Below are 21,788 nucleotides of genomic sequence, written 5' to 3'. Positions count from 1 at the left end.
ATTGGACAGGGGGTATTCAGGACGTACCGTAAGAAGTAGGCGAGCGCGGCTCGCCTACTCCGGAGAGGGCCCGCCTTTGCGTCACGAACCGCCGAGGGGGGCCGGTCGCCGGCGCCCGCTCGGCACGTCGCGAGCGCGGGCCCGGGTCCGGTCCGCATCCCAGCTCATGGCAGGGCGCCCCCCAGGGCGCCCGGGGGAGAACGCGTGGCACACCCTTCGTCCGCATCCACGTCGCCGGCCGCCGGCCGGAAGACGTACGTCCTGGACACCTCGGTCCTGCTGGCGGACCCGGCGGCGCTGAGCCGCTTCGCCGAGCACGAGGTCGTCCTCCCGATCGTCGTCATCACCGAGTTGGAGGCCAAGCGCCACCACCCCGAGCTCGGCTACTTCGCGCGCAAGGCGCTGAGGCTCCTCGACGACCTGAGGGTGACCCACGGACGTCTGGACGAGCCCATGCCGATCGGCGAGGGCACCATCCGGGTCGAGCTGAACCACAGCGACCCGTCCGTCCTGCCCGCCGGCTTCCGGCTCGGCGACAACGACACCCGCATCCTGACCGTGGCGCGCTCCCTGGCCGCCGAGGGCAACGACGTGGTGCTCGTCTCCAAGGACCTCCCGATGCGGATCAAGGCCGCCTCCGTCGGGCTGGCCGCGGAGGAGTACCGCGCGGAGCTCGTCATGGAGTCGGGCTGGACCGGCATGGCGGAGCTGCAGGTGACGGAGGAGGACATCGAGACGCTCTTCGAGCACGGCGCCGCCGACCTGTCCGAGGCCCGTGAGCTGCCCACGCACACCGGCCTGCGCCTGCTGTCGGCGCGAGGGTCGGCGCTGGGCAGGGTGCTGCCGGACAAGTCCGTGCGGCTGGTCCGCGGCGACCGCGAGGTGTTCGGCGTGCACGGCCGCTCCGCCGAGCAGCGCATCGCCCTCGACCTGCTGATGGACCCCGAGGTCGGCATCGTCTCGCTGGGCGGCCGGGCGGGCACCGGCAAGTCCGCACTCGCGCTCTGCGCGGGCCTGGAGGCCGTGCTGGAGCGCCGCCAGCACCGCAAGGTCATCGTCTTCCGCCCGCTGTACGCCGTGGGCGGCCAGGAGCTGGGCTACCTGCCCGGTTCCGAGAACGAGAAGATGGGCCCGTGGGCGCAGGCCGTCTACGACACCCTGGGCGCGGTGACCACGCCCGAGGTGATCGAGGAGGTCATCGACCGGGGCATGCTGGAGGTGCTCCCGCTCACCCACATCCGCGGCCGCTCGCTGCACGACGCCTTCGTGATCGTCGACGAGGCGCAGTCGCTGGAGCGCGGGGTGCTGCTGACGGTGCTGAGCCGGATCGGCGCCAACTCCCGGGTCGTGCTCACCCACGACGTGGCCCAGCGCGACAACCTGCGGGTGGGCCGGCACGACGGCGTGGTCGCGGTGGTGGAGAAGCTCAAGGGGCACCCGCTCTTCGCGCACGTCACGCTGACCCGTTCGGAGCGTTCGCCGATCGCCGCGCTGGTCACCGAGATGCTGGAGGACTTCTCGCTGTAGCCCGCGTAGCCCGCGGGGCCGGGCCCCACGGCCCGGCCCCGTCACGGGGCGGGCGTACGGCCCGGCCCCGCCACTGTCACGGTCACGGGGGCAGGCGCACGCCGGGGCCCGCCAGGTCCTGGAACTCGAAGCAGCTGTGCTCGCCCAGTGACTCCGGGGAGCCGGGGAAGAGCCGGGTGATCTCCACGCTCCAGATGGTGGCCTGCTTGTTCTGCCGGACGGTGCAGGTGATCTGGGCGATCCCCAGCCGGGTGAGCCTGCCCTCGCCCGTGATGATCACGTTGAGCCGGTAGCCGAGGTCGCCCTGGTTGGCGGCGGGCCGTTCGGCTTCGGTGTACCGGGTGGTCTTGGTGTCGTAGTAGCCGAACTCGGCCAGCTCGCTGGTCAGCTCCGGGTCCGGAGGCTGCCTCCCGGCGCGGAAGAGGGTCTTGACGATGTTCTCGGTCGAGTCCGAGGCCACCGGGACCTGCGCGGGCTCCAGTTTCCCGTCGCGGACCAGATAGACCGTCACCCAGGTCGGGCTGTAGCTGATGACCGGGGGGCGGCCCTGGTCCCGGACCTCGGTGGGGGTGATGCCGCACCCGGCGGCCACCACCAGCACCACCGTCAGCAGCACTGTCAGCAGCACCGCCGGCCCCGCGGCAGGCAGGGCCGCCAGGAGCCCGCCGGGCCCGCCGAGCCCGTCGAGCCCTCTACGGGCGGCGGCCGGGCCCCGCCGCCCCTCCCGCCGCCGGGCCGCGGCCCGGGCCGCCGCCGTCATGGCACCGTACGGGCTCATGCGGGCGGCAGCCAGACCGTGAAGAGCGTGCCGGGCCGCTGCGGGCGCACCGAGATCGTGCCGCCGTGCAGCTGGGCGTTGGAGCGGGCGATGGACAGGCCCAGCCCGCTGCCGTCCCCCCTCCTGCCGGCCTTGTAGAAGCGGTTGAACACGTGGGGCAGGTCCGTCTCCGGGATGCCCGCGCCGTGGTCGCGCACCTTCACCTCCAGGCCGTGGGCGGTGGTGCGGGCGGTCACCACGACGGGCCGCTCGCCGTGGCGCAGGGCGTTGCCGACCAGGTTGGCGACGATCACGTCGAGGCGCCGGGGGTCGGCGGTGAAGGCCAGGCCCGCCGGGATCTCCACCTCCACCTGGTCGCTCCAGCCCCGCATCTCCAGGCAGTCGAGGACCGCGTCGGCGATGTTCACGGTCTCCAGGTTGAGCATGGCCGTGCCCGAGTCGAACCGGCTCGCCTCGATGAGCTGCTCCACCAGGGTGCGCAGCCGCCCGATCTCACGCAGCACCAGCCGTACGGCGGCGGCCGACTCGTCGGGCAGCCGCTCGGCCTCCTCGGAGAGCATGTCGGTCACCGCGGTCATCGCGGTCAGCGGGGTCCGCAGCTCGTGGGAGACGTCGGCCACGAACCGGCGGGACATCGCCTCCAGCGCGCGCAGCTCGGAGACGCTCCGCTCCAGCGCGGCGGCGGTGTCGTTGAACGTCGCGGTCAGCTCGGCCAGCTCGTCCTGGCCGTGCACCGGGAGCCGGGTGTCCAGGTGCCCGGCGCCGAGCGCGCGGGCGGCCGAGCCGAGCCGCCGGACCGGGAGCAGCACGCGCCGGGCCGAGACCAGGGCCACGGTGAGCGCGATGGCGAGCATGACGGCCCCGGCGGTCGTCAGCGGCCGGCGCATGCCGGTCAGCAGCTCCTCCTCCTGGGCGAGGGGGACGAAGACGAAGACGTTCATGCCGGTCGGCTGGGGGAGGTGGAGAGGCTCCACCCGCCACACGGGAGTACCGATCACCAGCCACATCCCGCCGCGCATCTCCTGCCGCTTGATCACCATGCGGTCGCCGGCCCGGGCGCGGAGGTCGGCGGGGACGTCCTCCATGGTGAACTCCCCGTCCTGGTACCGGTAGCCCTCGTAGTCGACCACCACCGCCCGGTTCGGTCCGCGCAGGCTCTTCTGCAGGGCGGCGATCTCCTGGTCGGTCGGGGGGCTGTCCCCCGGCCAGAGCGCGCCGATGGGCAGCCGGGTGCCCGTGAGGGTGCCGCGCACCTCCGCCACCGCCGTCTCCTCCGCGCGCTCGATCACCCGGTTCTTGACGAGCTCGTAGCCGATGCCCGCGACCAGCGCGGAGGCCGCCACGGCGATGAGGGTGAAGGCGATGACCAGCCGGCCCCGGAGCCCGGTGTACAGGCGCCTCACGGCGGGCTGAACCGGTACCCGAAGCCTCGCACGGTGTGGATGAACTCCGGCTCGGCGGGCACCGGCTCGATCTTGGCGCGGATCCGCTGCACGCAGGCGTCCACCAGCCGGGAGTCCCCGGCGTGGGTGTGGTCCCAGACGGAGCGGAGCAGGTATCTGCGGTTGAGCACCTGGCCGGGGTGGCGGACGAGCTCCAGCAGGAGCCGGAGCTCGGTGGGGGTCAGGTGGACCTCCCGCCCGGCCATCGTCACCTTCAGCGCGCCCTTGTCGATCACCAGGTCGCCGAAGGCGACGCGGTCGGAGGAGACGGACTCGGCCCGGCGCAGGACCGCCCGGATCCGGGCGTCCAGCACGCGCGGCTCCACCGGCTTGACCACGTAGTCGTCGGCTCCGGCCTCCAGCCCCACGACCACGTCGAGGTCGTCGCCCCGGGCGGTGAGGATGATCACCGGGAGCTGGTCCATCTTGCGGATCCGGCGGCAGACCTCGACGCCGTCGATGCCGGGCAGCATGACGTCGAGCACGGCGATCTCCGGACGGCGCGCGCGGATGTGCTCCAGAGCCTCCTCGCCGGTGGCGTAGGAGGTCACGGAGTGACCCTGCCGGGTCAGGGCCAGTTCGAGCCCGGTCCGGACCGAGGGGTCGTCTTCGACGAGAAGAATGCCGGCCACCCGGTCATTATTCTTCCAACACCCCGCAGACCCTGCTCCGTCATGAAAATGTGACATGACGTACAGGTGATGGTGCGGGCCTGTAACACCCTCGGAGACCGTATCTGCGGGGCTCCGGAGGTGCGGGACGATCGACGAGACGAATGTGACTGAAATCACATCGATGTGGTCGATTTTCAGAAAACACCCGGTAATCAGGCGATCAGTCATGTAAGGGTCATAGGGCCATCAAGGGAAAACCTGCCGGATCCTCCGTTCCGGTTGCGGACCACCCCCCTGGTCAGGGCAAGCTCATAGGTCGTGAGTGCAGGATCGTCGCCCCCCGAGGAAGAGCGCCCGCAGGGTCGAGGGCGCCAGGCCGGCCGCTCCCGCCGCGGCTCCAGGAAGCCCGCGAAGAGCGCGCCCGCCGCAGGCGTGCCCGCACCCGGGCGCCGCGGGCCGGCGCCCAAGCACATCCTCGTCATCGGCGCGGTGACGCTGGTCGTCGTCGGAGGCGGCGGCTACACCGCGCACACCGCGATCCAGAACGCCTCCGCCCCCGCGCAGGAACCGCTCGCCCTGGAGGAGTTCGCCAGGGCGTTCGGCGGCGGCGACCCGTTCGCGCCCGACCCCGCGGCCGACGCGCTGAAGGCCCAGGCCGCCCAGGCGCTCCGGGAGGACGCGCTCAAACGCAGGCGCGAGGGCCGCGAGCCGCTCGACCACGTCAAGATCGTCAAGGTGGCGCCCGGCGGCGGCGGGTTCGACCCGCAGCAGCTCCCGGCCGGCACCGCCAACCCGACCGGCAACAAGGCCCTCGGCAAGCAGATGGTGGAGGAGCGCGGCTGGGGCGCCGAGTGGGGCTGCCTGGAGAAGCTCTGGATGAAGGAGAGCGGCTGGAACGAGCGGGCGATGAACCGCTCCAGCGGCGCCTACGGCATCCCGCAGTCGCTGCCCGGCCACAAGATGGCCAGCGCGGGCTCCGACTGGCAGACCAACCCGGCCACCCAGATCAAGTGGGGGCTCGACTACATCAAGGGCCGGTACGGCTCGCCCTGCGGAGCGTGGGGCCATTCCCAGGCCAAGGGCTGGTACTGACCTCCGGGTCCATTGCCAGGCCAAAGGCCGGTACGGAAAGGCCAGGAAGCGGCAGGTCTGCCCGGCCGGGAGTGATACGCGCCCCATCCTGTCCGCATGGGCGTGAAGGTCAGCGTGGTGGTGCCGGTCCGCGATCCGGGGGATACGGCGAACGCGTGCATCCACTCGGTGGTCGAGCAGTCGATGTCCTCGCAGGAGTACGAGGTCATCTTCGCCGACGACGGCTCCGACGACGGCACCAGGCAGCGCCTGGGCATGGTCGCCGGGGCGTGGCCGAACGTCCGGGTGCTCCACCTGCCGCCGACGGGCTCGCCCATGCGCGGCCGCAACGCCGCACTGGAGGTCGCCAAGGGCGAGTACGTGTACCTGATGGGCCAGACGGACCGCCTGGAGCACACCGCCCTGGAGCGGATGTACGAGCGCGCGATGGCGACCGACGCCGACATCCTCATCGGGCGCCTGGCCGGCGGCGACGGCCCGCCTCCCCGGGCGTTCGACACCGACCGCGAGCACGCCGACGTCCTCACCGACGGCCTGCTCTCCCTGCTCACCCCGCACAAGCTCTACCGCAGGGCGTTCCTCGCCGACGAGCGGCTCGCCTTCCCCGACCACGGCGGACGCCTGTCCGAGCAGGCCTTCGTCGTCCGGTCCTACCTGCGGGCGCGCAGCATCACCGTCATGTCCGGGGAGGTCTGCTGCCACCTCGGGGAGAGCCCCGAGCCGCCCCTCCCGCCCGCCGTGCAGGCGGCGGAGCTGTGCGCCCTGCTCGACGCGGTCGACGAGGCCGTGCCCGACGGGCGCAGGCGCGACCGCATGTACGCGCACTGGTTCCGCACCGCGATCCTCCCGCAGCTCGGCGGGGACGTCTTCAGCCTCTCCTCCCGGGAGCGGTCGGCCACCTTCACGGCCCTGCGCGAGCTGGTCCTGGAGCGCTTCCCGGAACGGCTCGACCACCGCCTCCCCGTCCACCTGCGCCTGCGCGCCGCGCTGCTGCGCGCCGGCCGGCCCGACCAGCTCGTCATGCTCTCCCAGGCCACCCGCGAGACCCACCTGAAGGCCGAGCTGGAGGAGGTCTCCTTCAGCGACGGGGTGCTCCGGCTCGGCATCACCATGGAGCTGATGTGGAGCGGTGACACGCCCACCTGCTTCGTCTCGCACGGCGACCGGCTGCTGTGGAAGCCGCCGATCCCGCTGGAGGGGATCGGCTCCCTGGAGGGGGTGGCCGACGTCACCGACGCGGTGGAACGCGCCGGCTTCGACGCCTACCTGCGCCACCGCGACACCGGGATGGTCCACATGCTCCCGGTGACGTCCGCGCCGGTGCGCGTCCCGCACGGCGACCGGATCCGGGTCCAGGTCACCGGGACCGCCTCGTTCGACGTCACTTCGGCCTTCCTCGGCCAGCCGCTGCCGTCCGGGTTCTGGGAGATCCACGTCCGCATGCACGCCGGACCGCACCGGGCCCGCGCCCGGGTGGCCGGTGAGCCCCTCGTCTACTCGGGGACGCTGGCCGACTATCCCGAGCGGCCGGTCGTGCCCTGGTGGAGCGACGAGGGGCTGCCGGGCGTCTGCGTGGAACCGCCCCTGCTGTCCGACGCCATCGCCCTCGTCTCGCAGGACACCACGATCGTGCGCCGCCGCGACCACGTCTTCTTCGTCGTGCCCGTGCCGTACCTGCCGAAGGACGGGGGCGGCCCCGGTGAGCTGGTGCTGCGCCGGGCGGGCGGGCGGCGGGAGATCTCCGCGCCGGCCCTGGTCGAGCCGGGCGAGCCCGGGGTGCTCGGCGGCCGGCTGGTGGCCAAGGTGCCCACCCGGAAGCTGCCCCAGCGCGACCTGCTCGTGCCCGGCCGCTGGACGCCCTTCCTGCGGATGGACGGCCAGGAGGTCGGGCTCCGCTTCCGGGTGCGGATGGGCCGCCTGGGCCGGGTGGAGGTCCATCCGGCCCAGGCGGCCCATCTGCCCGAACGGCGCTATCCGCTGCTGTGGCGCATCACCCGCCGCATCCCGGGGGCCCGCACCGTGGTACGGGCCACCCAGTCCCTGCAGCGGCGCTATCTGCCCAGCTGACAGCCGTTGGCGAGGTCACCGGCGGCGGCGCCCTCCGGGCGGGGCAGGGTCGCGCTCGGCGGCGGGCTCTGCCGCCGCTCCACCCAGTCCTCCAGCGCCTCGAAAGCGCTGCGGAAGCACGGCAGGATCGGCCGGAGCCGGTCGGGATGGGCCCCGTACAGGCCGTCGACGTGGTTGCCGTCCTCGATCCGGTAGTAGCGGAAGGGGCGGCGGTCGCCGACCATGTCCGCGTAGACGTCCCCGGAGCGGGAGATCGGCAGCAGGGTGTCCAGCGTGCCGTGGAGCGTGATCAGCGGCTTGCCGATCCTGCCGGTCAGCGCGATCTTCCTGACCGCCTTGTACGGCCTGCGCGCGGCGTAGTCGTAGTCCGCGTCGCAGGCCGGGGTGCCCGGGGCGCAGTACGGCGTGCCCGCCTCGGCGTCGCCGTCGTAGCCCGGGTCGATCTCCTCCCGGTAGATCCGCTGGGTGAGGTCCCAGTAGACCTGGCTGTGGTACGGCCACAGGAACTCCGAGCCGCGCGCGAACCCGGCGGCGTACATCGCCTCGGCGTCGCCGGCCGGGTAGGCCCGCAGCGCCGGCGGGAGGAAGGTGAGCAGGTTGTCGCCCCTGACCCGCCAGAGCGTGCCCTCCCAGTCGACCCCGCCGTCGTAGAGCCACGGCCGGTTCTCCAGCTGCCAGCGGACCAGGTAGCCGCCGTTGGAGACGCCCGCGGCGTAGGTGCGCCGCGGGGCCGTGCCGTACCGCTGCCGGACGGCGGTCCTGGCCGCGACGGTGAGCTGCGTGACGCGCTCGTTCCACTCGGCGATCGCGTCCCCCGGCGCCCGGCCGTCGGTGTAGAAGGCCAGGCCGGTGTTGCCCTTGTCGGTCGCGGCGTAGGCGTAGCCCCGGGCCAGCGCCCAGTCGGAGATCGTGTAGTCGTTGGCGTACTGCTCGCGGTTGCCGGGGGTGCCCGCGACGACCAGCCCGCCGTTCCACTCGTCCGGGAGGCGGAGCACGAACTGCGCGTCGTGCTTCCAGCCGTGGTTGGTGTTGGTGGCGGAGGTGTCGGGGAAGTAGCCGTCGATCTGGATGCCGGGCACGCCGGTCGGGTTGACGGCCCCGGGCGGGTGCAGCCCCGCCCAGTCGGCGGGGTCGGTGTGCCCGGTGGCGGTCGTCCCGGCCGTGGTCAGGTCGTCCAGGCAGGCCGCGACCTGGTGCTCGGCCCCGGGGACGCGGACGCGGTCCTGGCGGGCGCAGTGCCCGCTCCCTGGCCCCTTCCCGGGGCCCTCCGCGGGCCCGCCCGCGGCCTGCGCGGCCGGGGCGCCCGCGGTGAGCGCGGCGGTCGCGGCCAGCGCGAGGGCGGGGGCGAGCAGATGCCGGAGTCTCATCGGGTGGCTCCTCTTCCCGCGGCTCAGCCGCGCGCGGCGGGCTTCGGGGACCCGGCGGACCCGGGGGACCCCGGGGACGGCGTGGCGGCGTCCCCCGCGGTCCCCGGGGCGTCGGAGAGGGTGACGAGGTCGCGGCCCCGGGTCTCCCGGGAGACGAACACGGTCAACAGGGTGAGCGCCGCGGCGCCGGCGACGTAGAGCATGACCGGCAGCGCCGAGTCGTAGGCCTGCAGCAGGGCGACCGCGATCAGCGGGGCCAGGCCGCCGGCCACGATCGAGGAGAGCTGGGCGCCGACCGACACGCCCGAGTAGCGCATCCGGGTGGCGAACAGCTCGGAGAAGAACGCCGCCTGCGGGCCGTACATCGCGCCGTGCAGGACCAGACCGACGGTGACCGCGAGGGTGATGGCGGCGAAGTTCCCGGTGTCGACCAGCGGGAAGAAGGCGAAGGACCACAGGCCCACCCCGGCGGCGCCGAGCAGGTAGACCGGGCGCCGGCCGAGCCGGTCGGAGAGCGCGCCCCACATCGGGATCGACGCGAAGTGCACGGCCGAGCCGATCAGCACCGCGTTGAGCACGAAGCCCTTCGTCAGCCCGGCCGCCTCCGTCGCGTAGACCAGCACGAACGCGGTGATCACGTAGTAGGAGACGTTCTCGGCGAAGCGGGCGCCGATGGCGGTGAGCACGTCCCGCCAGTGGTAGCGGAAGACGTCCACGATCGGCATGCTCCTCTTCGGCCCGGCGTGCGCCGCGGCCGCCTGGAAGACCGGCGACTCGCTGATGCTCAGCCGGATCCACAGGCCCAGCAGGACCAGCGCGCCGGACAGCAGGAACGGGATGCGCCAGCCCCAGCTCAGGAAGGCCTCGTCGGACTGGACCGCGGCCAGCACCGCGAGCACCGCGGTGGCCAGCAGGTTGCCGCCGGGGGCGCCGGCCTGCGGCCAGGAGGCCCAGTAGCCGCGGCGGCGCGCGTCGCCGTGCTCGGAGACGATGAGCACCGCGCCGCCCCACTCGCCGCCGAGCGCGAAGCCCTGCACGAGCCTCAGGAAGGTCAGCAGCAGCGGGGCCGCCGCGCCGACCGCCGCGTGGGTGGGCAGGCAGCCGATCAGGAAGGTCGCCCCGCCCATCAGCAGCAGGCTGAGGACCAGGAGCTTCTTGCGGCCGAGCCGGTCGCCGTAGTGGCCGAAGACCACCGCGCCCAGCGGGCGGGCGACGAAGCCGATCGCGTAGGTGAGGAAGGCCAGCAGGGTGCCGGTGAGCGGGTCGGACTCCGGGAAGAACAGTTTGTTGAAGACCAGCGCCGCGGCCGAGCCGTAGAGGAAGAAGTCGTACCACTCGATCGTGGTGCCGATGAGGCTGGCGGCGACGATCTTTCCGATGGGGGTGTTTTTCTCTGTCATCTTCACTCACCAGACGGAGAGGCTGTTGGGGGATGTCGGCTCACCGTACGTAGTGACCGGCGTCACTCCTATGGGGCGCGTCGCCATACCCCGCGAGCCGTCTGTGTGGGATCGTCCCGGAGCGCGCGCACCGGCCTGGCCTGCCCGGACGCGCGGCGCTCCCCGTACGGCCGGCGGGCCGGGGCGGGACGGCCGGGGCGGCGGGTCCGGGCAGGACGGCTCGGCCGGCGGGCCCGGACGGGATCGCTCGGGCGGCGGGCCCGTTCGGTCGTGGGGCCGCGCAGGGGGCGGGCTCGCTCAGGGGGCGGGCTCGCTCAGGCGGTGGAGCCTCAGGGCGAGCTGGATCTCCAGGGCGCGCTCCGGCTCCTGCCAGTCCGCGCCCAGCAGCCGGCCGATCCGCTCCAGGCGCTGGGTGACGGTGTTGACGTGGATGTGCAGCGCCTCCGCCGTGCGGGAGAGCGAGCCCCCCGTGCCGAAGTAGGCGGTCAGCGTGCCGGTCAGCGAGGTCCCCCGGCGGGCGTCGTAGTCGAGCACCGGTCCGAGGGCGGAGGAGAGGAACGTCTCGATGTCGCGTCCCTCGCCGACCAGCAGGCCGACGAAGCCCAGTTCGGCCGCGCTCGCGCCCTCCCCGGCCCGGCCCAGCGCCCGCAGCGCGTCGGCGCAGCGCCGCGCCTCGCGGTGGGCGGCGGTGACGCCGGAGATGCCGCGCACCGGGCCGCAGGCGCCCGCCGTGGCGGGCCGCCCGAGGGAGGCGCTCAGCTCGGCCGCCACCCGTTTGGCGAGCAGGCCGGGATCGCCGCCGGGGAGCAGCAGCACCACCTCGTCCCCGCGCTGGGCGGCGAGCCCGTGCTCCGTCGAGGCCCGGGACGAGGCCCAGAAGGCCGCGCGCTCGCGCCCGCCGTCGTGGCGGACCACGACCACCACGTGGTCGCGGTCGAGGTCCACGCCCACCCGGCGGGCCCGCTCGGCCAGCCCGCCGAGGCCGGGCCGGGAGATCAGGTCGTCGAGCAGCTCGCCGCGGACCCGTCCCTCGGCCTCGGCCACGGTGCGGCGGAACAGCAGCAGCAGGGCGGTGACCAGCGCGGCCCGCTCCAGGATGCGCTGGTCGGTGTCGGCGACCGGGCCGCCGGCCCGCAGCACGAGCGTGCACAGCGGCTCGCCGCCGACGTCCACCGAGGCGACGAGCAGGTTGCCGCGCCGGACGGTACGGCCCAGCGCCCGGGACGACTGCGCGGCCTCGGCGAGCGCGGCGGCGTCCAGGTCGTCGCAGGCCCCGGCGGGCCCGTCCGGCTCCGGCCGGCCTGTCCCGGACGCGCCGCTGCTCCGGCCTGTCCCGGGCACGTCGCTGCTCCGGCCTGTCCCGGAGCGGCCGGGTCCGGGGCCGTCCGGCCCGCCGAGGCCGCCGGTGATCGGCCGTCCGGCGTCGTCCAGCACCACCAGGGAGCCGCCGAGCACCTCGGTGACCACGGCGGCCACGTCCTCGACCCCGCCGCCACGCAGCACCAGCCCGGTCATCCGGTCGTGCGCGAGCGCGGCCCGCTCCACGGCCTCGCTGTGCGCGTTGAGGCTCCGGTTGGCCTGGCTGAGCTCCTCGAGCGCGTCGCGGGTCTCCTGCAGCAGGCGGGCGTTGTCGATGGCCACCGCGGCGTGCGCGGCCAGCGAGCTGAGCAGCGCCACCTCGTCCCGCGTGAACGGGCGCACGCTCCGGTTGGCGGCGAACAGCACCCCGATGACACGCGCGCCGAGCTTGAGCGGGACGCCGAGGATGGCGACCAGCCCCTCCTCCCGCACCGCGTCGTCGATGTGGTGCATGTGGCGGAAGCGCTCGTCGGCGAAGTAGTCGGCCGTCGCGTACGGCGTGGCGGTCTGGGCCACCAGCCCGCCCAGCCCGGCGCCCATGGCCAGCCGGAGCGTGCGGAACTTGGCCGAGACGGAGCCGTCGGTCACCCGCATCCAGGTGTCGCCGCGGTCGGGGTCGTGCAGGGTCAGGTAGGCGGTGTCGGTGCCGAGCAGCTGCCGCGCCCGGTGCACGATGGCCTCCAGCACGGCGTCCAGGTCGCGCAGCGCCGCCAGGTCTCCGGCGCTGTCGAACAGCGCCGACAGCTCCGCCTCGCGCCTGGCCCGGCGCCGCAGCAGCGTGCGGACCCTCAACGCGGCGAGTTTGGCCTCCTCCAGCTCGGCGAGGGTCGCGGGGTCGGCCCCGGCGGTCCGGGCCGCCAGCACGGGGCCCTCGAACTCGACCGCCGACGCCTCCCTGGCCAGGAGTTCGAGGAAGACCCGCGCGCTCATGCCGTTCATTGTGGCCGGGCTCAGTGAGCGGTCCAGCCGCCGTCGACCGGCAGGGAGACGCCCGTCATGAACGAGCCGTTCGGGCCGCACACGTAGGCGACCAGCTCGGCCACCTCCTCGGGCTCGATCAGCCGCTTGACCGCGGCGGGCGCGAGCATGATCCGCTCGACGACCTCGTCCCGGCTGATCCCGTGCGTCTCGGCCTGGGCGGTGATCTGCTTCTCCACCAGCGGGGTGCGCACGTAGGCGGGGTTCACGCAGACGGAGGTGACCCCGTGGGCGGCGCCCTCGAGGGCGATGACCTTCGACAGCCCCTCCAGGCCGTGCTTGGCGGCGACGTAGGCGGACTTGTACGGCGAGGCGCGCAGGCCGTGGACGGAGGAGACGTTGACGATCCGGCCCCACCCGCGGGCGTACATGCCGGGCAGGACCGCCCGCGCCAGCAGGAACGGGGCCTCGACCATGACCTTGAGGATCGCGGAGAAGACCTCGGGCGGGAACTCCTCGACGGGCGCCACGTGCTGGAACCCGGCGTTGTTCACCACGATGTCCGTCTCCGCCAGGACGCCGGCCGGGAACGCGCCGGTGAAGCCGGGGCCGATCAGGTCCGCGGCCACCGGGGTCCCGCCGACCTCGGCGGCCACCTTCCCGGCGGACTCGCCGTCGACGTCGACCACCACCACGTGCGCGCCGGCGGCGGCCAGCCGCCGCGCGCAGGCGCGCCCGATCCCGCTGCCCGCTCCGGTCACCACGGCCCGCCGCCCCGTCAGGTCTGTCATACCGGCGAATGTAGGCAATCGCCCCACCCCCTCCCATGTTCCCCGCCGACATACCCTTCCCCCGGCTTGTGTACGGCGGGCACGCACCCACCGGGCGGCCGGGGCCGGGACGGGGAGGACGGGAGGCGCGGCGCGCGCGTCCCGGGTCTCCGGGCCCCTGGTGCGCGGGCGGCCGGGCGCCGGAAATGTCGTAGCGCTGATCTAGGGTCGGAGCGTCCGGCGCGTCCTCCCGCCGACGGGAGGACGCGAGTCGAGGCCCGGCCCGGAGGCCGGGGCCCCCACACCGAAGGTGATCGATGACCACGAGCCCGCTGCGCCTGATGGCCGTGCACGCCCACCCGGACGACGAGTCGAGCAAGGGCGCGGCCACCTTGGCCCGCTACGTCGCGGAGGGCGTGGACGTGCTGGTCTGCACCTGCACCGGGGGAGAGCGCGGCGACGTGCTCAACCCGGCGATGGACCGGCCGGGAGTGAAGGAGGACATCGCGGAGATCCGGCGCAAGGAGATGGCCGAGGCCGCCGCGATCCTCGGCGTCGGCCACCGCTGGCTGGGCTTCGCCGACTCCGGCCTGCCGGGGGAGGGGGAGCCGCTGCCGGAGGGGTGCTTCGCCCTGCAGGACCCGGCGGTGGCCGCGGAGCCGCTGGTGGCGGCGGTGCGCGAGTTCCGGCCGCACGTGATCGTCACCTACGACGAGAGCGGGGGCTACCCGCACCCCGACCACATCATGACCAACCGGGTCGCGGCCGAGGCGTTCGAGGCGGCCGGGGACCCGGACCGCTACCCCGGGACCGGCGAGCCGTGGCAGCCGCTCAAGCTCTACTACATCGTGTCCTTCACCCGCGAGTGGTTCACCGCGATCCAGGAGGGCATGCTCGCCCGCGGGCTCTCCCACCCGCTGGCCGACGAGGTGACGGACGACTGGTTCGAGGGCATGCCGGAGCTGACCACGACCACCCGGGTGGCCTGCGACGCGTACTTCGGGACGCGGGACCGGGCGATCAAGGCGCACGCCACCCAGGTCGACCCCGACGGCCCCTGGTTCGCCACCCCGCGCGACCTGGAGCGGGAGGTCTGGCCCACCGAGGACTACCAGCTGGCCCGGTCCCTGGTCGAGACGGAGCTGCCGGAGACGGACCTGTTCGCCGGGATCAGGTGAGCTGCAGGGGTCGACGCCCGGCCACCATCTGCGGGTGCTGCGTGATGCCGGGCCGGCCCGTACCCGGGGCACCCGCTGCTTCGTGCTCCTGCGCCGGCAGGGTCTGCGGACCCGCTTCCCCGGCCCAGCTCCTGCCCGGTCTGGACGGGCAGGGGCGCCGGCGACGGTCCCGTGGGGACGGCGGCGGGACCCGCCCGTCTAGTCGGGCGGGCGGGTCATGGACAGGACGTCGAGCACCGCGTCGAGCTGCTCCTCGGTGATGGCGCCGCTGGCGACGTGCCCGCGTTCGACGACCACCTCGCGGATGGTCTTCCGCTCGGCCAGCGACTGCTTGGCGATCTTCGCGGCCTCCTCGTAGCCGACGTACCGGTTGAGCGGGGTGACGATGGACGGCGACGACTCGGCGTACTCGCGCAGCCGCTCGGTGTTCGCCGTGATGCCGTGCACGCAGCGGTCGGCCAGCAGCCGGGAGACGTTGGCGAGCAGCCGGATGGACTCCAGGATGTTGCGGGCGATGACCGGCAGGGCCACGTTCAGCTCGAAGTTGCCGGAGGCGCCGGCGAAGGCGATGGCGGCGTCGTTCCCGACGACCTGGGCGGCGACCATGCACACGGCCTCGGGGATGACCGGGTTGACCTTGCCCGGCATGATCGAGGAGCCCGGCTGCAGATCGGGCAGATTGATCTCGCCCAGTCCGGCGCGCGGGCCGGAGCCCATCCAGCGGAGGTCGTTCGCGATCTTGTTGAGGGAGACCGCGGCCGTCCGGAGCTGGCCGGAGAGCTCCACGATCGCGTCCCGGGCGCCCTGGGCCTCGAAGTGGTCGGGGGCCTCGGAGAAGGGCAGGCCCGTCGCCTCGCGGAGCCTGGCGATGACCTTCGTGGCGAAGCCCGGCGGGGTGTTGATCCCGGTCCCGACGGCGGTGCCGCCCAGAGGGAGCTGGGCCAGGTGGTGCATTGCGCTCCGGACCCGGGCGATGGCGTTGTCGACCTGCGTGGCGTACCCGCCGAACTCCTGTCCGAGCGTGACCGGGGTGGCGTCCATCAGGTGCGTGCGGCCCGCCTTGACGACCTGGTCGAACTCCATCGACTTCTCGCGCAGCGCGGTGGCCAGGTGCCGCAGCGAGGGGATGAGGTGGTAGGTCACCTCGGTCAGCGCGGCGACGTGGATGGAGGTCGGGAAGACGTCGTTGGACGACTGCGAGGCGTTGACGTGGTCGTTGGGGTGGACCGGGCGGCCCAGCCGCTCCTCGGCGAGGGTGGCGATGACCTCGTTGGCGTTCATGTTCGAGGAGGTCCCGGAGCCGGTCTGGAAGACGTCGACGGGGAACTCGCCGTCCCACTCGTTCTCCGCGACGTCCGTGGCGGCCTCGGCGATCGCCTGGGCCAGCTCCCTGTCGAGCACTCCCAGCTCGGCGTTGACCTCGGCGGCGACCGCCTTGATCAGGCCGAGCGCCGCGATGTGGGCGCTCTCCAGCCCCCGCCCGGAGACGGGGAAGTTCTCCACCGCCCGCTGGGTCTGCGCGCGCCACTTGGCGCTCACGGGGACGCGGACCTCGCCCATCGAGTCATGTTCGATCCGGTACTCGCTCATGGACCCAGTCTGCAACGCGCGCGGCGGAACGGCCGCGCCGGACCGTTCCGCCGCCTCGCCCCGCGTGTCGCCGCCGCCCGGTCCCGCGTGCCGCCGGGCCGGACGGCGGCGGCACGCGGGGCGGTGTCAGGCGGAGAGGATCGCCAGGACCAGGACGATGAGGAACACCAGGGCGGCGGTCGCCACCCCCATCCACACCAGTGCGCTGGTGCGCTTCCGCTGCTGCACGGGTGGCGGCTCGTTCGGCCCCACGACCGCGAACAGCTCCGTGCCGAGGCCGGGCCTGTCCTGGTCGTCCCCCGGCACGGCGCCCGGCGGGAACGGCCCCGGCCCGCCGGGGAGGCCGGGCTGGGAGCCGGGAGGGGGCAGGTGGAGCCCGCCGGGGCCGCCGGGCTGGTTGTGGTCGTATCCGCCGGGGTTCGGGAACCCGCCGGGTCCGCCGCCGGCTCCGTGGAACGCCTCGGGGCCGCCGGGTCCGCCGGGACCGGGGAAGGGCCCGGGCGGGGGTCCGCCGGGACCGGGATGGGGACCGGGCCCGCCGGGGTTCGGGAACCCGCCGGGTCCGCCGCCGGCTCCGTGGAACGCCTCGGGGGCGCCGGGTCCGCCGGGGCCGGGGAAGCCTCCGGGCGGGGGTCCGCCGGGACCGGGACGGGGACCGGGCCCGCCGTGACCGGGCAGGGCGCCGATCTGCGTCGCGGTCTCGTCCGGGGACGGACGCCCCGGATCCCGGCGCGGCGGGGAACCCGCCCCCTCGGGAGACTGCGGCGCTCCGGCCACCCGCCTGCCCAACTCGGAGGCGGCGGGGGAGTCCCACGGCTGCCCCGGCTGCGCGGCGCTCTGCCCCTGCCCCTGCCCGCTCTGGCGGGGCGGGACCGGACCCCGGGCCACCGGAGTCCCCAGGTCCGTCCCGGACGCGGAGGCGGCCTCTGGCCGGGGCTCGGCCGGCGCGGCGGGAGAGGCGCCGGTCCGGGGCAGCGGACGCCCCATCGTGGGACGGGCGACGATCATGGTGCGGTTGGCGTCGAACTCCTCCTCGGTCCCCGCTCCGCCGCCGGAGGCTCCGCTCCCCGGCCGGTGCGCGGGAGCCGGCTCGGCGGCGGCGCTGCGGGCGGCCGCCCCGGGCGGCACCGGGAACTCCTGGGAGGCGGACAGGGGGGTGTCGGCCACCGCGCGAAGCATGGCGATCGCCTGGGAGGCCGTCAGCCGCGCCGTGTGGTCCTTCTGCAGCAGCTGCTCGAGGAGGGGACGGAGCGGGCCGGCCTGGACCGGCGGGTCGACGCTCTCGGTCATCAGCGCGGCGAGCGTCTCGGCCATCGTGGACCGCTCGTACGCCGGACGTCCCTCGACCGCGAAGTACAGCGTGGCGCCGAGCGACCAGAGGTCGGACTCGGGGCCGGTGTGCTCCCCCCGCGCCCGCTCGGGCGCGGTGTATCCGGGGGAGCCGATCACCATGCCGGTCTGGGTGAGGCTCGTGTCCCCCTCGGCCTTGGCGATGCCGAAATCGGTCAGCACCACCCGGCCGCTCTCCGTGATCAGCACGTTGCCGGGCTTCACGTCGCGGTGGAGGATCCCCTGGGCGTGGGCGGCGCGCAGCGCGTCCAGCAGGTCGACGCCGATCGCGGCCACCAGCCGGGGCGGGAGGGGCCCCTCCTCCTCGACCACCTGCTCCAGGGAGCGGGCCTGCACCAGCTCCATGATGATCCACGGACTGCCGTCCTCGATGATCGCGTCGTGGACGGTGGCGACTGAAGGATGGCTGATGCGGGCGGCGGTGCGACCCTCGCGGATCATCCGCTCCCGCAGTTCGGTGCGCTGCGCCTCACTGAGCCCGGGTTCCTGGCGGATCTCCTTGATCGCCACCTCGCGGCCCAGGGAACGGTCGTAGGCACGCCAGACGGTGCCCATCGTTCCCCGGCCGAGCGGGGTGATCAGCTCATAACGGCCAGCGAGCACGCGCGTCTGCTGTTCCGGCATGAGAAAGAAGATAGCGATTACCCTTGAAGAACGCTTTAGCCGCGCTTGCGAAGTTCGCGCGGCCAGAGGCTGCGGGGGAGCACCAGCCGGATGACCGGCGACATGAGGCGGAGGAAAGGCCGTGGCTCCGGACGTGCGCCGGCCGGCTTGCGGTGGTTGCCCTCCGCGGGCCGCCGCTGCGCGCGCGACTGCGGCGCGGGGCCCGGGGCGGGCGCCGGCCCCGGCGCGGGCGCAGCGCCCGCCCGGTGCAGGCCCCGGTGCGGCGGCCTGCGGTTGAACGAAGGCATGGGCAGCGCCGCGGGAGGCCGTACGGTCTTGCCCGCGATGCGGATGGGCGGCTCCTCGGCCACTCCGCCCGCGGCCACCCGGGCGAGCATCAGCGAGGCGCGGACCGGGTCGATCCGGTGGGCGGGATCGATGGTGAGCATCCCCCGGAGCACCGGGGCGAGAGGCCCGGCCTTCGCCATCGGGATCGGCTCGCCGCTGGTCAGGGCGGCCAGTGCGGCGGCGGCCGTACGGCGGCCGTGCAGGCTGTGGCCCTCGACGGCGGTGTAGAGGGTCGCTCCGAGCGACCACAGGTCGGCGGCCGGGCTCGCCTTGGAGCCCAGCACCCGCTCGGGCGCGATGTATCCGGCCGAGCCGAGCACGATGCCCGCCTGCGTGATCGAGACCTCGCCCTCGAACGCGGCGAGGCCGAAGTCGGTGAGGACCGCCCGCTCCGCGGTCACCAGGACGTTGCTGGGCTTCACGTCGCGGTGCAGGATGCCCTTGGCGTGCACGGCGCGGAGCGCGCCCAGCACCTGCCGGCCGATCTCGGCGGCCTGGCGGGGCGGGAGAGGGCCCTCCTGCTGGACGAGCTGCTCCAGGGACCGGGCCCTGTGCAGTTCCATCACGATCCAGGGGCGGTCGTCCTCGGTCACCACGTCGTACACGGTGATCACGGAGGGGTGCGCGACCATCGCGGTCGCCCGGCCCTCACGCGCGGTCCTGGCGCACAGCTCGTTGCGGAGCTCCTCGTCGAGGACCAGAGGGAGGCGCACCTCCTTGACAGCCACCTCGCGGTCGAGCCACTCGTCGTGCGCCCGCCACACGGTGCCCATGCCGCCACGTCCGACCGGCTCCAGGAGCCGGTAGCGCGCGGCGAGAAGGTATCCGGAAGGCGCACGCATGATGGGCAGCTTACCGATTTGCGTAGTGCGACCAGTAGAGACGGGGCCGAATCTTCTTGCCGGATGCGGTCAGATTTTCTGCCATGTCACTGTTCGGATACGGAAGGTGATCGGACTCTGATCCTATAGGACCTCCTGCCTTCCCGTGCGGGGCGGGAAAGGCCGTGCGCCTGCGCGGTTAGGTGTCGCGCCCACGCACCCGCCTGTGGCCGGGCGCCGCACTCCGTCGGCCAGGGAGGTGTCGACTTCGAAGGAGAAACTGCTGCTCTTCGCCCGCTCGGGGTTCACCTCCGAGCTCGCCCGCACCGCTGCGGGCCGCTCCGACGTCGAGCTCGTCGACCTGGGGCGGATGTACAGCGGGTCGTGAGAGGAGGCGGGCCGTGCACGTGGGGCTCTCGCCGGCCCCGGACTCTCCCGGGGCGCGCGGTGTTCTCCGCGGCGGCCGGACCGACCACGGTGATCGCGCGGGGAGGACCGCCGTGCCCCCTCCGGCGGGGGAGAGGGCATGCGTGCCGTACGGCCGGCGGCGGGTGAGGCGCGACGGTCTCAGCGCGGAGCCCCGGCGGCCGCGCGGACCCCGCGGAGCACCCGCGCGACCTCGCCGGGACGGGTGAGCTGCGGGTAGTGCCCGGCGCCGGAGACCACCGCCACGGTCCGCCCCTCGGGGAGGGGATCCTCCGACCCGGCGACGAGCACGACCGGGACCTCGGCCCGGTCGAGCAGCAGGCGGAGCTCCTCCCGCTGGGCGTGGGCCGCGCGCAGCGCCCCGGCCGTGCGCCGGGCCGCCCCCGGCCGGGACAGGTCCGCGAGCGCGCCGACCGGGACGCCCAGCCCCTCCGCGAGCCGCTGCCGGGGCATGCGGCGCAGTACGGGGGCCGCAGCCCTCGACCGCAGGAACCGCCCGGCGGGCGCCTGGAGGAACGCCGGCGCGACCAGCACGAGCGCGGTGACCCGGTCCGGGTGGGCGGCGGCGTACCGTAGCGCGGGGCCGCAGCCGAGCGAGTGGCCCACGAGCACCGGCCGGGTGGTGACGGGCCCGAGCAGCGCGGCCGTCCAGGAGTCCGGCACTCCGGCGGTGGAGTCCCGCATCCCGGCGGCGGCGTTCGGCACCCCGGGGGCGGTGCCCGAGCGGCCCGCACGGCCGGGGCCGGGTGGAGCGGTCGGGGCCGAGCGGCCGAGGCCGGGCAGGTCGGGTGCGAGGACCGGACCGTCCAGCAGGGCGGCCGTCTCCGCCCACGAGTCCGCGTCCAGCGGCAGGCCGTGGAAGAGCACGTACGCGGGCTCCTCCGGATCGCCGCTCACCCAGGTCCTGACGCCCGCGACGTCGCGGAAGCCGTACGGGCGCGTCCCCGGGCCGCCCCTCGGGCGCCGTGTCCCGAGACCGGCTCCCGTGTTCGCACCACCGGCTCCCGCGTTCCCGCCACGGGCTCCCGTGTTCGCACCACCGGCTCCCGCGTTCCCGCCACGGGCTCCCGTGTTCGCACCACCGGCTCCCGCGTTCCCGGCGGTGGCTCCTCCGGCGACGGCCTCCCCCGCGGCGACGTCCCCGGGCGCGGTGCTCCGGCCGGGCGCCGGTCCGTCGCCGAACCGCGCGGCGACCAGGTCGTCGGCCCACTGCCGCAGGGCCCGGTCGACCGGCGGCATGCGCAGTCCCGCGCGTCCGGCGAACTCCCGCGCGGGGGCGGTGTCGTAGCGCTCGGCCGACAGGAACGTCAGCGTCTCGGGGTCGGCGCCGGTCAGCGCGCGGGGCAGCCGCCGGACCAGCCCGACGGGGAGTGAGAGGCGTGGGGCGGGCACGCCCAGGTGGTCCGCGAGCAGCGCGACCAGCTCCGGCAGCTCGGGCGTCGCGTCGTCGAGCACCCAGTAGGACCCGCCCGCGGTCTCCGCGTGCTCGGGCAGCGCGGCCATGAAGCGGGCCAGGTAGTCGCCGTCGACGACGGGGACGAAGACACCCTGCCCGCCGGGGAGGGCGGGCAACCGCCCGCGCCAGAGGTCGCGCACCAGCGCGGCGAGGCCGATGAACTGCCCGGGGCCGATCACCGTGGCGGGGTTGACCACGGTCAGCGGGACGCCCAGCTCGGCGGCCCGCGCGCGCACCGCCGCGTCGCCCTCCTTCTTGGACGCCTCGTAGGCGCCCTCGCGCCGGTAATCGGGCCGTCCGCCGCCCACCCGGTAGCCGCTGACGTGGACCAGGCGGCGCAGGCCGGGCCGGGTGGCGGCCCAGTCCGCCACGTTGAGCGCGCCGGTGACGTTCACGGACCGCGCCTCCTCCACGGTCAGCCCGAAGGCGAAGCGGGCGGCGGTGTTGTAGACGTCGCGCACCTCCGCCAGCCCGCCAATCTCCGCCAGGCCGAGGCCGGGCGCGGTGACGTCGCCGGTGACGACGGTCAGCCCCGCCGTGTCCACCTCCTGTCCGGCGAGCCAGGAGGTCAGCCCGTCCCCGAGCCCGCGTACGGCGGCGGCGACGCGGCGGCCGCGGCGGAGCAGCTCGGCCACCAGGGCGCGGCCGACGAATCCGGCGGCGCCGAGGACGATGGAGTCGG

Annotated in this window: 16 protein-coding genes; 5 read left to right on the top strand and 11 right to left on the bottom strand. The window is 74.4% G+C overall.

Annotated features, from left to right (window positions below):
- Window positions 1-204 precede the first annotated feature (204 nt).
- Window positions 205-1,527, top strand: coding sequence for a PhoH family protein (locus ACFOWE_RS08760; protein WP_377286666.1), 1,323 nt, complete (start codon window positions 205-207; stop codon window positions 1,525-1,527).
- An 82-nt stretch (window positions 1,528-1,609) separates the two neighbouring features.
- Here ACFOWE_RS08760 and ACFOWE_RS08755 read toward each other — a convergent pair whose 3' ends face one another.
- From ACFOWE_RS08755 to ACFOWE_RS08745, 3 genes are read right to left on the bottom strand one after another with little or no spacing between them, the layout of a single operon-like run.
- Window positions 1,610-2,305 (bottom strand): hypothetical protein, encoded by a 696-nt coding sequence (locus ACFOWE_RS08755; RefSeq protein WP_377286664.1) that lies wholly within the window; start codon window positions 2,303-2,305, stop codon window positions 1,610-1,612.
- On the bottom strand, window positions 2,302-3,708 hold the full coding sequence (locus ACFOWE_RS08750; RefSeq protein WP_377286662.1) for an ATP-binding protein: 1,407 nt from the start codon (window positions 3,706-3,708) through the stop codon (window positions 2,302-2,304). The genes ACFOWE_RS08755 and ACFOWE_RS08750 overlap by 4 nt, the downstream gene beginning before the upstream one ends.
- Window positions 3,705-4,379: a response regulator gene (locus ACFOWE_RS08745; RefSeq protein WP_377286661.1), complete on the bottom strand. Its 675-nt coding sequence runs from the start codon at window positions 4,377-4,379 to the stop codon at window positions 3,705-3,707. The genes ACFOWE_RS08750 and ACFOWE_RS08745 overlap by 4 nt, the downstream gene beginning before the upstream one ends.
- A 300-nt stretch (window positions 4,380-4,679) precedes the next feature.
- On the opposite strand from ACFOWE_RS08745, the gene ACFOWE_RS08740 reads away from it, so the two are divergent.
- Complete coding sequence (locus ACFOWE_RS08740; RefSeq protein ID WP_377286659.1) at window positions 4,680-5,453, top strand: aggregation-promoting factor C-terminal-like domain-containing protein; 774 nt, start codon at window positions 4,680-4,682, stop codon at window positions 5,451-5,453.
- 96 nt (window positions 5,454-5,549) lie between these two features.
- A complete protein-coding gene (locus ACFOWE_RS08735; RefSeq protein WP_377286658.1) occupies window positions 5,550-7,520 on the top strand; it encodes a glycosyltransferase family 2 protein in 1,971 nt (656 codons plus the stop codon).
- On the opposite strand, the gene ACFOWE_RS08730 is transcribed toward ACFOWE_RS08735, so the two are convergent.
- From ACFOWE_RS08730 to ACFOWE_RS08715, 4 genes are all read right to left on the bottom strand, one after another.
- Window positions 7,505-8,887 carry an alpha/beta hydrolase family protein gene (locus ACFOWE_RS08730; RefSeq protein WP_377286657.1) on the bottom strand — a complete coding sequence of 461 codons (1,383 nt, stop codon included), beginning with the start codon at window positions 8,885-8,887 and terminating at the stop codon, window positions 7,505-7,507. The two genes, ACFOWE_RS08735 and ACFOWE_RS08730, sit on opposite strands and share 16 nt — an antisense overlap.
- Before the next feature lie 23 nt (window positions 8,888-8,910).
- Window positions 8,911-10,287: an MFS transporter gene (locus ACFOWE_RS08725; protein WP_377286656.1), complete on the bottom strand. Its 1,377-nt coding sequence runs from the start codon at window positions 10,285-10,287 to the stop codon at window positions 8,911-8,913.
- 297 nt (window positions 10,288-10,584) lie between these two features.
- A complete protein-coding gene (locus tag ACFOWE_RS08720; protein ID WP_377286655.1) occupies window positions 10,585-12,576 on the bottom strand; it encodes a helix-turn-helix domain-containing protein in 1,992 nt (663 codons plus the stop codon).
- 20 nt (window positions 12,577-12,596) lie between these two features.
- Window positions 12,597-13,355, bottom strand: a complete 759-nt coding sequence (locus ACFOWE_RS08715; RefSeq protein ID WP_377286654.1) for a 3-hydroxybutyrate dehydrogenase — start codon at window positions 13,353-13,355, stop codon at window positions 12,597-12,599.
- Between the two features lie 296 nt (window positions 13,356-13,651).
- Here ACFOWE_RS08715 and mca point away from each other — a divergent pair, with 296 nt between their 5' ends.
- Window positions 13,652-14,512, top strand: coding sequence for a mycothiol conjugate amidase Mca (gene mca, locus ACFOWE_RS08710; protein ID WP_377286653.1), 861 nt, complete (start codon window positions 13,652-13,654; stop codon window positions 14,510-14,512).
- 198 nt (window positions 14,513-14,710) lie between these two features.
- Here mca and ACFOWE_RS08705 read toward each other — a convergent pair whose 3' ends face one another.
- The 3 genes from ACFOWE_RS08705 to ACFOWE_RS08695 all read right to left on the bottom strand — a co-directional run bounded on the left by ACFOWE_RS08705 (window position 14,711) and on the right by ACFOWE_RS08695 (window position 19,245).
- Complete coding sequence (locus ACFOWE_RS08705) at window positions 14,711-16,102, bottom strand: class II fumarate hydratase (protein WP_377286651.1); 1,392 nt, start codon at window positions 16,100-16,102, stop codon at window positions 14,711-14,713.
- 126 nt (window positions 16,103-16,228) lie between these two features.
- On the bottom strand, window positions 16,229-18,076 hold the full coding sequence (locus ACFOWE_RS08700) for a serine/threonine-protein kinase (protein ID WP_377286650.1): 1,848 nt from the start codon (window positions 18,074-18,076) through the stop codon (window positions 16,229-16,231).
- A 35-nt stretch (window positions 18,077-18,111) separates the two neighbouring features.
- On the bottom strand, window positions 18,112-19,245 hold the full coding sequence (locus ACFOWE_RS08695; protein ID WP_377286649.1) for a serine/threonine-protein kinase: 1,134 nt from the start codon (window positions 19,243-19,245) through the stop codon (window positions 18,112-18,114).
- A gap of 238 nt (window positions 19,246-19,483) precedes the next feature.
- Between ACFOWE_RS08695 and ACFOWE_RS08690 the strand changes: the two genes are divergently transcribed.
- The gene (locus ACFOWE_RS08690; RefSeq protein ID WP_377286648.1) at window positions 19,484-19,612 is read left to right on the top strand and encodes a hypothetical protein; all 129 of its coding nucleotides are present in this window, start codon (window positions 19,484-19,486) and stop codon (window positions 19,610-19,612) included.
- Window positions 19,613-19,791: 179 nt separating this feature from the next.
- Here the strand turns inward: ACFOWE_RS08690 and ACFOWE_RS08685 are convergent.
- The coding region (locus ACFOWE_RS08685) for an alpha/beta fold hydrolase (RefSeq protein ID WP_377286646.1) at window positions 19,792-21,788 on the bottom strand (1,997 nt) is incomplete at its 5' end.

The sequence above is a fragment of the Planomonospora corallina genome (assembly GCF_042650625.1).
In the GTDB taxonomy this organism is placed as follows: domain Bacteria; phylum Actinomycetota; class Actinomycetes; order Streptosporangiales; family Streptosporangiaceae; genus Planomonospora_B; species Planomonospora_B corallina.
Note: the sequence above shows the minus strand (reverse complement) of the source record. Positions and strands in the feature narration are given on the sequence as shown.